Genomic DNA, 13605 nt, shown 5'->3' with positions numbered 1-13605 from the left:
CTGGCCGGTAACGTTAAGCATTAAAACACCGCCGCAGGTAGCCCGTTGAAATAAAGATCTTCTCTAACGAACAATACCGAATAGCCGGGCCCATTCTTCTACCTGCGATCGGTATATAAATTGAAAAAACTGTGGATAATTACCGGACTCATCTTCTACAAGTTGCACAAGGCACGGAAATTCTTTTGGTGCCTGCCGCAAAATATCTATTTCAATCTCGTCAGGTTCGAAAACCGAGGGGAATGTATCATCAAGATGCAGATAGTCTTTAATCATCCAGTCACGGTATTCATATATATTATTCAGCAGCTTCATGCCTTCGCCCCAACAGTTTTTTTAACTAAGATAGCAGGCATCTGGCAAACGTACCATGATGATAATTATGATTTTTATATCAACCCATCCCTTTCTAAAGCAAAACTCAAAGACACATTTTTATTTTCAGATACATTAAGCATTATCTTAGTACAGAAGTTCCTTTCATTACATTGAATTCATTTTACTTTAAAAAGAATGAATACCCGATGATTAAGACCATTCTTAATAATTTTTGCCCCCTCTTTGCTAATGTGAATTTCTCATTTACGCGGATAAATTACATCTTGAAACAAATTTTGCTGATGTGAGTGGCGCAACTCCTGCACCGTGAAACTGACGCGCCGTTTATGGCCGGGAATTACGTTGGGCAGGATCCGGGATAAGAAGTAAAAAGGCCGCTGCACCATTGGCGTTACAGCGACCTTTATCCTCACCTCACCTTATAACATCACTTTCGCCGCCATTTCGCGGCTGTAATCACGGCTGGCATCCACCAGCGTGCGGGTGTAATCATCATGGATATCGCCGCGCAGCAGGGCGTCGGTGTCCAGCGTTTCGAGGATTTTGCCGTACTTCATCACCGCGACGCGCTGGCAGAGATGGGCGATAACGCCCAGATCATGCGTCACCATCAGATACGTCAGCCCTTCCTCTTTTTGAAGATCGAACAGCAGATTGAGAATTTCCGCCTGCACGGAAACATCCAGCGCAGAAGTCGGTTCGTCGAGCAGCAAAACACGCGGTTTAAGGATCAGCGCCCGTGCAATCGCCACACGCTGACGCTGACCGCCGGAAAGCTGATGCGGGTAACGGCTGCGGAAAGCGCGGTTCAGACCGACTTTTTCCAGAATGGTGTTGATCCGCTGTTCCCGCTGATCGATACGGTGGATTTGCAGCGGCTCTTCCAGAATGTCGCCGATGGTATGACGCGGATGAAGTGAACCATACGGATCCTGAAACACCATCTGCACCAGTCTGCAACGCTCCCGGCCAATGCGGTGTTCAAGCTGCTGGCCGTCGATTTCCAGCTCGCCCTGCCAGTGGGTAAACAGTCCCGCCAGACATTTCAGCACCGTGGTTTTGCCCGAACCGGATTCGCCCACCAGCCCGAAAATCTCGCCTTCACGCACGGCGATATTCACATCGGTCAGCACCTGCGTGTTTTTTGCTCCTTCGCCAAAAGTCAGGTTCAGGTTACGCACGTCAATCATGGTTTTAGCTGTCATGTTGGCTCCTTAATCAGTCAGCCAGCTGGCCTGACGCTGCATTACCGGCAACGGATAACGGCGGTTATCCATGTCCGGCAGCGCGTTCAGCAGACCCCGGGTGTACGGATGCTGCGCGTTATCCAGATCGGTGGCGGCAATGGATTCCACAATGCGTCCGGCGTACATCACCAGCACACGGTCGCAGAAACTGCGCACCAGATTGATATCGTGACTGATAAATATCAGCCCCAGTCCCCGGGTTTTCACCAGGTCGTCGAGCAGCGCCAGCACCTGTAAACGCACAGAGACATCAAGCGCCGAGGTCGGCTCATCGGCGATCACCATTTCCGGGTCGGTGATCAGCATCATTGCGATCATGATGCGCTGCCCCTGCCCGCCGGAAATCTCGTGCGGATACAAGCCGTACACGCGTTCCGGGTCGCGGATACGCACCACGTCGAGCATGTTCAGCACTTTGCTTTTGGCATCGTTATAGGAACATTTGTGGTGCGAACGCCACGCCTCGGCAATCTGGTCGCCGACGCACAGCACCGGATTCAGCGAGTATTTTGGATCCTGCATAATCATTGAAATCCGCTTACCGCGCACCTGTCGCATCTGCGCCGGGCTGGCGTGCAGCAAATCCACATCGGCGAACTGCATTTTGCTGGCGGTGATACGCGCTTTCGACGGATGCAGATGCAACAGCGCGCGGCCGACGGTGGATTTACCCGACCCGGATTCGCCGACAATCGCCAGTTTTTCGCGGCCGAGCTGGAAGGACACGCCGCGAACCGCCTGCGTAACCTGACGGCCATTCACAAAGCTGACGTGCAGGTCCTGCACGTCGAGTAACGCCGGAGCGTCAGTCATTTCGGGGATCGAGAATGTCACGAAGGCCATCTCCTAAAAAGTTGAACGCCAGGCTGTTAATCAGGATCGCCAGACCGGGAATGGTCGCCACCCACCAGCACTCCATCATGTAGGTGCGGCCGCTGGAAATCATTGCGCCCCACTCCGGATCCGGCGGCTGAGCGCCAAGCCCGAGGAAGCCCAGACCGGCGGCAGTCAGGATAATCCCCGCCATATTCATGGTGATGCGGATGATCACCGACGGCAGACACAGCGGCACAATGTGACGCCACAACACCCGTACCGGACTCGCACCCTGTAACCGCACCGCCGAGATAAAGTCAGCCTGTCGCAGCGAGAGCGTTTCGGCACGCGCCAGACGCGCAATGGGCGGCCAGGCGGTGAGCGTAATGGCGATCACCACATGTTCCAGACCCGGCCCGAGTGCCGCGACAAATGCCAGCGCCAGCACCAGGCTCGGGAAGGAGATAAAGATGTCAGTGACGCGCATCAGCACCATGTCGGTTTTGCCACCGAAATATCCGGCTGTCACGCCGAGCAATAACCCGAGAGGCCCGACGGTGACCGACACCAGCAGCACGATGTACAGCGTGATGCGCGAGCCATACACCAGACGGCTGAAGATATCGCGGCCAAATTCGTCAGTGCCGAACCAGTGCGCCGCCGACGGCGGGCTGAGCGCGTTGTTTAAATCCTGCACCAGCGGATGAAAGGGTGCGATCCACGGCGCAAAAACCGCCACAATCATCAGCACCAGAACAATCGCGCCACCGATGGCGGTCAGCGGATTACACGCCATCTGCCACAGAAAATGACCGACACGGCCAACCGCCCTTTTCACGCGCTGACGTTTTTCATCGCCCGCGCTGAGCGGAACGGAATCGAGAGAAATCGTCATACTTTTGTCCTCGGATCAAAGACCTGATACAGCAGGTCAGAGAGCAAATTCAGCACCACGAAAATCATGCCGACCACCAGCACACAGCCCATCACCGCGTTCATGTCGCCCAGCATCAGGCTGCTGGTGAGATACGAACCGAAGCCCGGCCAGGAAAACACGGTTTCGATCAGCACCGCGCCTTCCAGCAGCGAGCCATACGCCAGCGCCACCACAGTCAGCAACTGGACCAGAATGTTGCGGAACGCGTGATTCCACAGCACCTGCCATTCGCTCAGCCCTTTGACGCGGGCAGTGATGATGAATTCCTGCGAAAGCTGCGCCAGCATAAAGCTGCGGGTCATACGGCTGATGTAGGCCAGCGAGTGAAAGCCGAGCAATGACGCAGGCAGGATCAGGTGATTGAGCGCGTTGCGGAACACTTCCCCGTTTCCGGCGATCAGCGCGTCAATCAGCATAAATCCGCTGTGGCGCGTGACCTGCCCGTCGAGACTGAAATCCACCCGACCGGCACCGCCGACCCAGCCAAGCCAGGCGTAAAACACCAGTAAACCCATCATGCCGACCCAGAATATCGGGGTGGAATACCCGGCCAGACTGATGATGCGCACCCCATAATCCGCGAGGCTGTTGCGTTTTGCCGCCGCCAGCACGCCGAGCGGAATACCGACGCCCGCGCCGAGAATGATCGCCAGTGTCGCCAGTTCCATGGTGGCCGGGAAGACGCGCAGAATGTCCTGCGTCACCGGTTTGCCGGTCAGCAGCGCATTGCCTAAATCACCGTGCGCCAGCCCGGAAAGGTAAATGCCGAACTGCGTCCATAACGGTTTATCAAAGCCGAGCTGATGGTAAACCTGCTCATACGTGCTGTGGTCGGCATCCGGTCCGACAATCGCCAGCACCGGATCGACCGGCATCACGCGGCCAATAAAAAACGTCAGCAGCAGCAGGCCGAACAGCGTGACCGCCACCTGCACCAGCCGCTTGCCGATGCGTCCGGCCGGGAAAGACATCCGCGCCGTTTGCTTTGAAGCAGGAGCCGGGATTTGCATGGTCATAACCCTTTACCTCCGGTTGGCTGCACGTCGGCAGGTTCGTCTTTCCAGACATCGCGCAGGAACGTGGTCGCGGAAGGATGTGGCAGGTAATTTTTGACATCCCTGCGCACCACAATGGAATCGACCATTTGCGAGAGCGGCACCAGCGCCGGGATCAGCGCGTCGTAACGTTCCTGAATGGCGAAGTAATCCTGTTTCTGTTTCTCCGGGTCACGTTCAAGCAGCGCCTGATCGATATCCGCATTCAGCTGTTTGTCATAGAAACCGGTGCGCCAGCCCTGAAAATTGGTCAGCCGCGCGGCGTCATTGTTGTCCGGGTTGTAGACCAGCGCGCGCAGGCTGGAATGCGGATGCGGTTCCACGCCGCTGCCGCCGCGCCCGACCAGCATGTCAAACTTGCGTTCACGCATCGCGCCGTAAATCTGGTTGCCGGTCCCGGTAACGATTTTGGCGCGGATCCCCGCCTGCATCAGCGTGGACTGCACCGCAATCGCGATATTGAGGAATGGCTGATCGGCCAGTACCCGCAGCGTCGTGTCAAAACCGTCAGGATAACCGGCTTCCGCCAGCAAGGTTTTGGCGCGCGGAATATCCAGCTTATAGCCCGGATCCGGCAGCGTGGCAGGCATGCCGACCTGAATGGGACGCTGATGCGCAATGCCATAACCGTTCATCAGCGCCTTGCCGATACCCTGATAATCAATCAGATAGCGCACCGCTTCGCGCACTTTCGGGTTAGCGAAATGCGGCTCTTTCATGCTCATCGCCACGTAATAAATAGTGCCTTTTTTCACCTGATCGACCTGCATGGCCGGGTCGTGACTCAGCGCTTTCACGTCCGACACCGCCATGTTATTGGCAATATCCAGGTCGCCTTTTTCAATCATCAGACGCAGGGTCTGGGATTCCTGAAAATGACGGAATACCACGCGGGAAAGTTTCGGCTCGCCGCGCCAGTACTGCGGATTACGGCTCATGTTCAGCACATCTTTTGCCTGCCAGTTATCGAGGCGGAACGGGCCGGAACCGGCTTCGTTAGTGGTCAGCCAGCGGTTGCCCCAGTCGCCGTTCACTTCATGCGCCTGCACGATTTTGCTGTCCAGCGCCACCACGCTGCCGAGCGCGGCCAGCGAGTAGATCACCAGTTTCGGGTCATTCGGTTTAGGTAGCTGAATTTCAACGGTATAAGGATCGGGGGCACGCACCATCTCATCGACATTCTTTTTACTGAAGCCGTAGGATTTCCACACCGAGGCCTGTGCCAGATTGAGATGCAAAATGCGACGCATCGACCACACCACATCCTCAGCAGTCACCGGATTGCCGGAATGGAATTTCACGCCTTCACGCAAATGAAAGGTGATGAGGTTGCGGGCGTCGTTGACCTCCCACGAGGTTGCCAGTGCGGGGCGCACGTTGGTCAGTTGTTGCGGATCAAGCTCAATCAGCGGGTCGTAAAGATTGACCACGATGCCGACAATATCATTGCCGGTCATCGCGGCCGGATCGAGCGTTAACAGGTTATTCATGTTCATGCCGATAATCAGCTGGTCGGGCGGCGTTTTTGCCTGCGCCGTCCAGCCAGCCGTCATCAGCAGGAGCGCGAAAAGCCATGCGCCCCACGGTTTGCCAGAGTTCATGATGTACCTTCCGGGTAGAGTCAGAGGTTTATTATTTTTTCTGCCCGCAGGTCAGTCGCGGCTGACGGTATGGGTTTCTATGTAATCAAAATTAATGTCCTCCCCGAGGCCGGGGCGATCAGAAAGATGCACAAAGCCCTGTTCATCCATCGGATCAACAATGCTGTTCAGATACGCTGCCGGTTCGTCGTACTCCAGGAACGGGTGCAGCAGACCGCGTTCGTACCAGCGACAATTGCGGATGGCACCGACCACCGCCAGGCTGGCCGCGCCGTTGCCGTGCACTTCACAATCCATACCGAAGGCTTCCGCCAGACTGGCGACTTTCATACATGGCGAGATGCCGCCGACGCCGTTGGCACCAGCGCGTAAGATGTCGCAGGCACCGGCTTTCACCCAGTCCGCACGGCTGTGATGCTTGCCACCCAGACTTTCCGGCCCGATCACGTCGATAGACAGATTTTCTGCCAGCCACGCGTAGGACGCCATGCTCTCCTCTTCCATCGGTTCTTCGAACCACGCGAAATTGAGTTTTTCCAGCGCCTTACCGATGGTCAGCGCCTGACTGCGGCTGTACCAGTGATAGCCGTCGAGCATCAGTTCGATATCCGGCCCGACCGCCTCACGCACGGCGGCGCAGGCTTTAATGTCCATTTTCGGGTCCGGCGCAAACGCCACCGGCGGCATCCAGGTATGCAGTTTGATGGCCTGATAACCGCGCGCCACCAGTTTTTCGGCAAACTGGCCGAATTCGTCCGGGGTCGACAGCCCGCCCTTCAGTTCATCGCCACACATGGTACTGCCGTACGCCGGGACTTTTTCGCGGAATCCGCCCAGCAGTTTGTGCACCGGCATATTCAGTTTGCGGCCAATCAGATCCCACAGCGCCTGTTCGACAAACGACAGCGCCCGCTCGGTCAACTGATGTGCACTGCCGCGCTGCCAGTGCACCAGATCCTGCCAGAGACGTTCGCGGTCGAACGGGTTCTGCCCAATCAACACTTTTCTGAAAAAGGCATTCACCACATGCGGACGCACCACTTCCGGCGGCGCGAACGAATATCCGCAATCCCCTTCGTCAGTGGTGAGGGTTAACATGGCCATTTTCGCCTGACTTTCTTCACCCGGATGAGAATGACCCGCGCTGTCAGAAACGCGACGGGTCGGATAAGTAAAAACAGAGACTTCAACAGAACTTATTTTCACAGCGATACCTGCCATTACTGAGAGAGTTGACGCTCTTCCGAGCGCTCCGTTATTGCACGTTCATTCAGCCATGTGAGCGCACTCACACTTCTTTAAAACTGCAATCCAACAATAATAAAATAGCGTTTCATAATTGAAGTTAGCCAGTTTGGTGACGCATTTCCACGGCTAAAAGCCGAAAATTTGCGGGTAACTTTGGGCATCTGCACGGGAGAATGTGAGCATTTTCACGAAAGTAAGAAGAAGTGTGATCTGTACGGGAAATAGACGGATGGGATGTAGGGGATATTCCGGCCCTGACTTTGTGATGAGAAAAGTGGGCACGGGGAAGTCAATCCGTTAGGCTAACGTTTTTAGAAAGTGTTTGGTGAGCAGCCGGAGTGGACTATGTTGCGCGTTATTGATACGGAAACTTGTGGATTACAGGGCGGCGTGGTGGAAGTCGCCTCGGTCGACATTGAAGACGGGAAAATCGTCAACCCGATGAGTGATCTGGTACGTCCTGACCGTCCGATAAGCCATCAGGCGATGGCAATACACAAGATTACCGAGGCGATGGTGGCCGACAAACCGTGGATTGAGGAGATCATTGCGCGTTATCACGGCAGTCAATATTATGTGGCCCACAACGCCAGTTTTGACCAGCGCATGCTGCCTGAAATGCAGGGTGAATGGATCTGCACCGTGAAACTGTCACGCCGTTTATGGCCGGGGATCAAGTACAGCAATATGGCGCTGTATAAATCCCTCAAACTGGAAGTGGCAACGCCTGCGGATCTGCATCATCACCGCGCGCTGTTTGACTGCTACATCACCGCCGCGTTACTTATCCGCATCATGGATGAATCAGGCTGGACACCGGAAGAAATGGTGACCATTACCGGGCGCCCTGCTTTAGTCAGCACCATGATGTTCGGCAAATATCGCGGCAGGAAAATTGCCGAAATCGCCGAAGACGACCCGATGTATCTGCGCTGGATGCTGAATAACATCAAAGAATTAACGCCGGACCTGCGGATGACGCTGAAGCATTATCTGGAAGTGCCGTAGGCATTACAGCGGTACCTCATCACGACACACCTTCAGCACCAGTTGCCGCAGCCAGCGGTGCGCCGGGTCGACTTCAGAACGCGGATGCCACATCTGGGAAATCGTGATTTCACGGGTTTTCAGCGGCAGTTCGAAAGCATACAACCGGTCTGGCTCAGCAATCAGGAATGATCCGGGGATCAGCGCTACCAGATCGGAGTTTTGCGCAATCGCCAGGGCGGCGGAAAAACCCGGCACGACGGCGGCAATTTTCCGTTTCAGCCCGACTTCAGCCAGCGCGTCATCCACGGGTCCGTAGGTATTGTTGCGACGTGAAACGACAACATGTCCGAATGACACATAGTCTTCCGCGGTAATCGCCTTCTTAAGCGCCAGCGGATGGCCTTTTCTCACCACCCCCATAAACCGGTCACGGAACAACGTCTGTAAGCGAATTTCCGGCCCCATTTCGCCTAAAACGCCGATCTCAAGGTCGACCCGCCCTTCCCGCAACGCATTTGAGGTTTTCTCCGGTTTTGGCATGAACCGCAAACAGACGCAAGGAGCAACCTGTGCAGCGGCGGCGATCATCGCGGCGCCAAACGCCACCACAAAACCATCATTGGAACGGATCAGGAAAGTGCGCTCAAGTCTGGCCAGGTTGAAATCTGCGGATGAAGGCCGCAACAGGGCGCGCGCCTCAAACGCTACATTCCGGGTGCGCTGACGAATTTCTTCGGCATAAGGCGTCAGCACCATATTGCGCCCGGCGCGCACCAGCAGCGGGTCGCCGGTGGTGGCACGCAGGCGGCTCAATGTGCGGCTCATGGCCGACGCACTTAATCCCAGACGACGTGCAGCCCCCGCCACACTGCCTTCAGCGAGAAGCACATCCAGGGCAATCAGTAAGTTCAGATCGGGTTCAGTCATTCCACCATACTAGCGCAGCGGTAAAAATGAGAGAAGGCGTTTGGTGCAGGTATTTAGTGCAGATGCTGCGTCTTCCGCACTATATTACCTGCCGGTATAGTTGCGTGACTCAATATCAATAAGGCGAATGCGTTATGGAATTATTTTCCGACAAACCAGGCGATGAAGGGTTACCCGGCCGCGAGCGCGGATTCGCCATGGCCGCTGTGATGATCATGGCAACGATGGCGGTATTCGACGGCTCGATGGTCAACATCGCGCTGCCGCAAATCGCACAGGCGCTGGATATTTCAGCAGGCGCAGCGGTGTGGGTGTCGAACGGTTATCTGCTGTCGGCGTCCATGACACTGGCAATCTTCGCCGCGCTGGCCAGTCACATCGGCTTTCGCCGGTTGTTTGCCGCCGGACTGACGGTGTTTACTCTCGCCTCCCTGGGTTGTGCGTTGTCATCGTCGCTCGATATGCTGATTATCATGCGGGTACTTCAGGGCATCGGCGCAGCGGCGACGCTGAGTATCGGTCCGGCGATATTGCGCTCCGTTTTCCCCAACCGTCTTCTCGGGCGAATACTGGGGCTGAATGCCCTGATGATCGCCACCAGCACCGCTGTCGCGCCGGTGCTGGGCGGGACGATATTATCGGCGATGAGCTGGCAGTGGCTGTTTGCGATCAATATTCCCCTCGGCATCATTGCGGTTGTTCTTACCCTTCGCGTGGTGCCATCAAACCCGGCCAGTACGCGCCAGCCGTTTGATACGGCGGGGGCGATTTTATCGGCGGTCGCACTGGGCGCGCTGATTATGGCGGCAGAATCCTTTGCGCGTCCGGGAAATGACGAACTTGCCACCGCCATTACCTATGGTCTGACAGCGATCATCGCAGGCGTGGCCTTTGTCTGGCGGCAGCGTCGCGCGCCAAAACCGCTGCTGCCGCTCGGCATGTTTGCCTCTGCACGGTTCACGCTGGCGGCCTTCACCTCGCTGGCCTCTTTCGTCAGTCAGGGGATTACCTTTGTTGCGCTGCCGTTTCTGTTCCAGAGCGTATACGGTTACAGCGCCTTCGTTTCCGCGTTGCTTTTCACGCCGTGGCCGCTGGGGATTATTCTGGCGGCACCGCATGCAGGACGCCTCGCCGACCGCTATCCCGCAGCCATTATTTCTACTGTGGGTCTGGCAGTATTTGCGGTGGGGTTATTGTTACTTGCGCAACTCCCCGCACATCCACAGGTCTGGGATATCGGTCTGAGAAGCTTTATCTGCGGACTGGGCTTCGGCTGTTTCCAGAGCCCGAATAACCGTGAAATGCTTTCCAATGCGTCGCGGGAAAACAGCGGTTATGCCTCCGGCGTACTGGCCATTATGCGCACCTTCGGCCAGTGTCTCGGTGCCGCCTGCGTCGGCGTTATCCTGACAATTTATTCAGCCAGGAGTGTGTTGCAGGAAGCCCAGGCAGTACAGGTCAGTTTATGGGTGGCGGTGATTGCGACGGTTGTGGCGATGCTGATCAGCCTGAGCCGCTTGCGAAACCCTGCCACTCACCTGCAGAATGGCTGAAACATAAACGTGCTGAGGAAGGATAAATTCTATGCTGGAACTGAGACCCAACTGTGAGTGCTGCAACACCGATCTGCCGCCTGCCGCCGATGCGAGGATTTGTTCGTTTGAATGCACCTTCTGCGTTCCTTGTGCCGAAAACACGCTGAAGGGAATATGCCCCAACTGCGGCGGAGAACTTGTCGCCCGTCCGCGCAGACCGGCGAATAAGCTGGCAAATAATCCGGCCTCAACTGCGCGGGTCTTTAAGCCAGAGGGTTGTGCTTCTTAGTGAACGTTATCCGCACGTCAGCGTTTCAGCCGCTGGCGTGCCCTGATGAAAAATCATCTGCCAGCCAGTTCCTCCGGCATTCGTCCAGCAAGATGCGCGCAGCGTGTAACGGCGGTTTTCGTTGCCCCTGTTCAGAAAGGTTTTATACGTCAGGATCACACAACTTTCATTAAGCGTCTGTAGCTGAAAACCCTCTGCTTCGAGCCTTAAATCCTGTGTTTCAGCAGTCAGCGCCGCCACTGTTTGTTGCCGGTCAACCATCACCCCCGAACGCGTGATTTCCCTGAAATCCGCATGCAAGACCTTTTCCAGCCATAATTTATCTTTCCGCCGGACACCATGGAGACTGCATTCCAGTGCCTTTATTTCATCCAAAACAACGGTCATCGGTCTTCTCCTTACTTCAGGATATATATAAACGCGTCTGTTTCCTGAAACTGAGCTAAAGTTATCCTTCTTCTGCTACTCCCGCCGCATAAAGGGAGTTAAAGAATTCTATATCATTATTATTAAAAAGGATTTTTATGCCCCGTACCACTTCTCTGGTTTCGTTATCTGCTCTGATCGCCTCGGTTTTTCTGCTCACCGGCTGTCCGCCTCCACCTGATTTAACCCAGTGGCAGCGCCCTGACAGCACCATAGATGACGCGCGTGTTGCGATGGGACAATGTGGCGTTCCGCTGCCGGGACCGGAACCTGATTTTACCGCTAATGAAACGGTACTGTATTACCAGTGCATGGAAGGAAAAGGGTTTACCTATAAACATGATTTTCATATCTGTGATGTCCACAAAAACACCCCTGCCTGCATCGAGAAACAGCAGGGACATCCGCTCAGCCAGCGGCAGCTTGAAGCGCTACCTTTTGTAGCCGATGAGGGTTTTCACCCGATCAAACCGGATTCAGGCCGGGATGAATCGCAGCTTATCAGCTGGCGTAAAACGGGCGCCTCACTGCATTTTTCGCACGCTGTTGAGAACGATAAGCTCGCGTTACAGGTGATGTATGACTGCGGGTATCCGAAACCGTTAGGCTCGGTTCCTTTCGTTCCTACCATTCTTAAGGCCGCGAAAGTTCAGCAATGCATGCTGGATAAAGGTTTTGAACCGAAACATAAACTCAGTCTGGTTTGCCGCAATTATCCGCAAGTGACAGGCTGCAAGAAATAGCGAAACCTATGTCCAGATTTCCCTGCCATCGGGCATGATCCAGACAATGCCTGCCGGTGATCGGGCTAAAAACCAGTAACCGGTATCGTCGAGATCGTCAAATTCATCCTCTGAATTCCCCCGGGGCCACGCGTCTTTTAACTGTTGTAATTGCTGGCCGTGTGTTCCGCCGAGATACTCGCCGCCTGAGGCCAGTCTGATTTTCCCTTCATTCATCAATCTTTCCAGCAAGGTAAAAAACACCTCAACCCGAAAGGCATCGTTGTCAGGAATATGCGCGCATTCGACACTGATATGTTGCCAAACGGCGCCTATTGATAGTCCGCAGGCGCTTTCTGAAACGGCATCGCAGACTGTTTTAATTTCCATTACCGGGCCCTTTTTTATTCAAATAATTTGATTGTTAACAGCAAAACACTCCGCTATTCATCCTGCGGCCAGTGTCCCTATCTGTCATAACGCGTTTTCCTTGCTATTTTATGATGAACAATACTTCCCCATATCATAAAACTAAAGACTCATCGGTATATCACCCGCAATATTCATCGAAATTGTTCGGGTAACTTCAGACAGGAGAAATAAAATGCATCACGCCTCACGCAACGTGCAAATCCGTAATGTGAAAGCAGGCCAGAATGTGGTGATTTACGAACCCGCTAATGTGTATGACTGCACTTTGCATGACGACGTTTTTGTCGGGCCCTTTGTGGAAATTCAGGCCAACACCAGCATCGGACGGGGGACAAAAATCCAGTCGCATACCTTTATTTGTGAATATGTCACTGTCGGGGAAAACTGCTTTATCGGCCACGGTGTGATGTTTGCTAATGATATGTTTAAAACCGGCAGGCCTGATGCGGAACGAAATTCATGGGCCAGAATTCACGTGGGTAACGATGTTTCCATTGGCAGCGGTGCGACCATTCTGGGCGTCACAATCTGCGATGGCACAGTGATTGGTGCGGGAAGCGTAGTGACGAAAGACATCACGATAAAAGGCATTTACGCCGGAAATCCCGCACGGTGGTTGCGCACGTTGTAGCTCCTCTGCCCCAAAATTTATGAGTCTGTGGAGGTCTTTTCTTGAACAGCCTTGCAAAGGTCATTAAGGAGCATCGTTCTTCTTACCCTAATCCTATTACATTGAGAGAAAACGAAATCGTCATGATCAGTCATTGTGATTTGGAATGGCGCGGCTGGATATGGATCCGTCAGAGTTCAGGCAATGCAGGATGGGCGCCCCAGCAAATATTTACCCTTAGTGCTCCGGACCGGGGAATTTGCACTGAGAATTATACGGCATATGAATTATCGGTTGCTCCGGGGGAAGTCCTCACGCTGGAGAAAAAGCTCAACGGCTGGTTCTGGGCATGCAACAAATCTGGAGAATCAGGTTGGGTGCCTGAGGAAAACCTAATGAACATCAGCAAGTGACAGATAATGTTACCCGCG

The 13605-nt window shown here is 54.6% G+C and carries 16 protein-coding genes and 1 pseudogene; 7 read left to right on the top strand and 10 right to left on the bottom strand.

The window, feature by feature from the left end; genetic code table 11:
- Window positions 1-63: 63 nt before the first annotated feature.
- Together RAHAQ2_RS22965 and RAHAQ2_RS22960 are read right to left on the bottom strand one after the other, a co-directional pair.
- Window positions 64-315, bottom strand: coding sequence for a hypothetical protein (locus RAHAQ2_RS22965; RefSeq protein WP_014341775.1), 252 nt, complete (start codon window positions 313-315; stop codon window positions 64-66).
- A gap of 443 nt (window positions 316-758) precedes the next feature.
- Window positions 759-1529: an ABC transporter ATP-binding protein gene (locus RAHAQ2_RS22960; protein WP_037041085.1), complete on the bottom strand. Its 771-nt coding sequence runs from the start codon at window positions 1527-1529 to the stop codon at window positions 759-761.
- On the opposite strand from RAHAQ2_RS22960, the gene RAHAQ2_RS26280 reads away from it, so the two are divergent.
- Complete coding sequence (locus tag RAHAQ2_RS26280) at window positions 1455-1823, top strand: hypothetical protein (RefSeq protein WP_377442410.1); 369 nt, start codon at window positions 1455-1457, stop codon at window positions 1821-1823. The two genes, RAHAQ2_RS22960 and RAHAQ2_RS26280, sit on opposite strands and share 75 nt — an antisense overlap.
- Before the next feature lie 33 nt (window positions 1824-1856).
- Here the strand turns inward: RAHAQ2_RS26280 and RAHAQ2_RS26275 are convergent.
- The 5 genes and pseudogenes from RAHAQ2_RS26275 to RAHAQ2_RS22935 all read right to left on the bottom strand — a co-directional run.
- Window positions 1857-2399, bottom strand: a pseudogene (locus RAHAQ2_RS26275) (ATP-binding cassette domain-containing protein); the annotation flags it as partial.
- A complete protein-coding gene (locus tag RAHAQ2_RS22950; RefSeq protein ID WP_014341772.1) occupies window positions 2392-3297 on the bottom strand; it encodes an ABC transporter permease in 906 nt (301 codons plus the stop codon). The pseudogene RAHAQ2_RS26275 and the gene RAHAQ2_RS22950, both read right to left, overlap by 8 nt.
- Window positions 3294-4310 carry an ABC transporter permease gene (locus RAHAQ2_RS22945; protein WP_049796167.1) on the bottom strand — a complete coding sequence of 339 codons (1017 nt, stop codon included), beginning with the start codon at window positions 4308-4310 and terminating at the stop codon, window positions 3294-3296. The genes RAHAQ2_RS22950 and RAHAQ2_RS22945 overlap by 4 nt, the downstream gene beginning before the upstream one ends.
- A gap of 41 nt (window positions 4311-4351) precedes the next feature.
- Entirely contained in the window at window positions 4352-5995 is a 1644-nt protein-coding gene (locus RAHAQ2_RS22940) for an ABC transporter substrate-binding protein (RefSeq protein ID WP_014341770.1), read from the bottom strand.
- Between the two features lie 51 nt (window positions 5996-6046).
- Window positions 6047-7201, bottom strand: a complete 1155-nt coding sequence (locus RAHAQ2_RS22935; protein WP_014341769.1) for a mandelate racemase family protein — start codon at window positions 7199-7201, stop codon at window positions 6047-6049.
- A 387-nt stretch (window positions 7202-7588) separates the two neighbouring features.
- Here RAHAQ2_RS22935 and exoX point away from each other — a divergent pair, with 387 nt between their 5' ends.
- Window positions 7589-8251 carry an exodeoxyribonuclease X gene (gene exoX / locus RAHAQ2_RS22930; RefSeq protein WP_014341768.1) on the top strand — a complete coding sequence of 221 codons (663 nt, stop codon included), beginning with the start codon at window positions 7589-7591 and terminating at the stop codon, window positions 8249-8251.
- A 3-nt stretch (window positions 8252-8254) separates the two neighbouring features.
- Here the strand turns inward: exoX and RAHAQ2_RS22925 are convergent, their stop codons facing one another.
- The gene (locus RAHAQ2_RS22925) at window positions 8255-9160 is read right to left on the bottom strand and encodes a LysR family transcriptional regulator (RefSeq protein ID WP_014341767.1); all 906 of its coding nucleotides are present in this window, start codon (window positions 9158-9160) and stop codon (window positions 8255-8257) included.
- Between the two features lie 134 nt (window positions 9161-9294).
- On the opposite strand from RAHAQ2_RS22925, the gene RAHAQ2_RS22920 reads away from it, so the two are divergent.
- Window positions 9295-10713: an MFS transporter gene (locus RAHAQ2_RS22920; RefSeq protein WP_014341766.1), complete on the top strand. Its 1419-nt coding sequence runs from the start codon at window positions 9295-9297 to the stop codon at window positions 10711-10713.
- A gap of 31 nt (window positions 10714-10744) precedes the next feature.
- Entirely contained in the window at window positions 10745-10984 is a 240-nt protein-coding gene (locus RAHAQ2_RS25330; protein ID WP_014341765.1) for a DUF1272 domain-containing protein, read from the top strand.
- 6 nt (window positions 10985-10990) lie between these two features.
- Here RAHAQ2_RS25330 and RAHAQ2_RS22915 read toward each other — a convergent pair whose 3' ends face one another.
- The gene (locus RAHAQ2_RS22915; RefSeq protein ID WP_014341764.1) at window positions 10991-11371 is read right to left on the bottom strand and encodes a nuclear transport factor 2 family protein; all 381 of its coding nucleotides are present in this window, start codon (window positions 11369-11371) and stop codon (window positions 10991-10993) included.
- A 137-nt stretch (window positions 11372-11508) separates the two neighbouring features.
- On the opposite strand from RAHAQ2_RS22915, the gene RAHAQ2_RS22910 reads away from it, so the two are divergent.
- Complete coding sequence (locus RAHAQ2_RS22910) at window positions 11509-12153, top strand: hypothetical protein (protein ID WP_014341763.1); 645 nt, start codon at window positions 11509-11511, stop codon at window positions 12151-12153.
- A 6-nt stretch (window positions 12154-12159) separates the two neighbouring features.
- Here RAHAQ2_RS22910 and RAHAQ2_RS22905 read toward each other — a convergent pair whose 3' ends face one another.
- A complete protein-coding gene (locus tag RAHAQ2_RS22905) occupies window positions 12160-12522 on the bottom strand; it encodes a DUF596 domain-containing protein (protein ID WP_014341762.1) in 363 nt (120 codons plus the stop codon).
- A 214-nt stretch (window positions 12523-12736) separates the two neighbouring features.
- Between RAHAQ2_RS22905 and RAHAQ2_RS22900 the strand changes: the two genes are divergently transcribed.
- Together RAHAQ2_RS22900 and RAHAQ2_RS22895 are read left to right on the top strand one after the other, a co-directional pair.
- A complete protein-coding gene (locus RAHAQ2_RS22900) occupies window positions 12737-13195 on the top strand; it encodes an acyltransferase (RefSeq protein ID WP_014341761.1) in 459 nt (152 codons plus the stop codon).
- Between the two features lie 41 nt (window positions 13196-13236).
- Window positions 13237-13587, top strand: coding sequence for an SH3 domain-containing protein (locus RAHAQ2_RS22895; RefSeq protein WP_014341760.1), 351 nt, complete (start codon window positions 13237-13239; stop codon window positions 13585-13587).
- Window positions 13588-13605: the final 18 nt, after the last annotated feature.

It is taken from the genome of Rahnella aquatilis CIP 78.65 = ATCC 33071, assembly GCF_000241955.1.
Classification (GTDB): domain Bacteria; phylum Pseudomonadota; class Gammaproteobacteria; order Enterobacterales; family Enterobacteriaceae; genus Rahnella; species Rahnella aquatilis.
The sequence above is the reverse complement of the archived record's forward strand: the minus strand, read 5'-3'. Positions and strand labels throughout refer to the sequence as shown.

Bases quoted from the DNA above. Each gene is read 5' to 3' on its own strand.
- RAHAQ2_RS22925 (WP_014341767.1), bottom strand. From the start codon at position 9,160: ATGACTGAACCCGATCTGAACTTACTGATTGCCCTGGATGTGCTTCTC.
- RAHAQ2_RS22910 (WP_014341763.1), top strand. From the start codon at position 11,509: ATGCCCCGTACCACTTCTCTGGTTTCGTTATCTGCTCTGATCGCCTCG.
- RAHAQ2_RS22940 (WP_014341770.1), bottom strand. From the start codon at position 5,995: ATGAACTCTGGCAAACCGTGGGGCGCATGGCTTTTCGCGCTCCTGCTG.
- RAHAQ2_RS22920 (WP_014341766.1), top strand. From the start codon at position 9,295: ATGGAATTATTTTCCGACAAACCAGGCGATGAAGGGTTACCCGGCCGC.
- RAHAQ2_RS22960 (WP_037041085.1), bottom strand. From the start codon at position 1,529: ATGATTGACGTGCGTAACCTGAACCTGACTTTTGGCGAAGGAGCAAAA.
- exoX (WP_014341768.1), top strand. From the start codon at position 7,589: ATGTTGCGCGTTATTGATACGGAAACTTGTGGATTACAGGGCGGCGTG.
- RAHAQ2_RS22950 (WP_014341772.1), bottom strand. From the start codon at position 3,297: ATGACGATTTCTCTCGATTCCGTTCCGCTCAGCGCGGGCGATGAAAAA.
- RAHAQ2_RS22900 (WP_014341761.1), top strand. From the start codon at position 12,737: ATGCATCACGCCTCACGCAACGTGCAAATCCGTAATGTGAAAGCAGGC.
- RAHAQ2_RS22915 (WP_014341764.1), bottom strand. From the start codon at position 11,371: ATGACCGTTGTTTTGGATGAAATAAAGGCACTGGAATGCAGTCTCCAT.
- RAHAQ2_RS22965 (WP_014341775.1), bottom strand. From the start codon at position 315: ATGAAGCTGCTGAATAATATATATGAATACCGTGACTGGATGATTAAA.
- RAHAQ2_RS22905 (WP_014341762.1), bottom strand. From the start codon at position 12,522: ATGGAAATTAAAACAGTCTGCGATGCCGTTTCAGAAAGCGCCTGCGGA.
- RAHAQ2_RS22945 (WP_049796167.1), bottom strand. From the start codon at position 4,310: ATGTCTTTCCCGGCCGGACGCATCGGCAAGCGGCTGGTGCAGGTGGCG.
- RAHAQ2_RS25330 (WP_014341765.1), top strand. From the start codon at position 10,745: ATGCTGGAACTGAGACCCAACTGTGAGTGCTGCAACACCGATCTGCCG.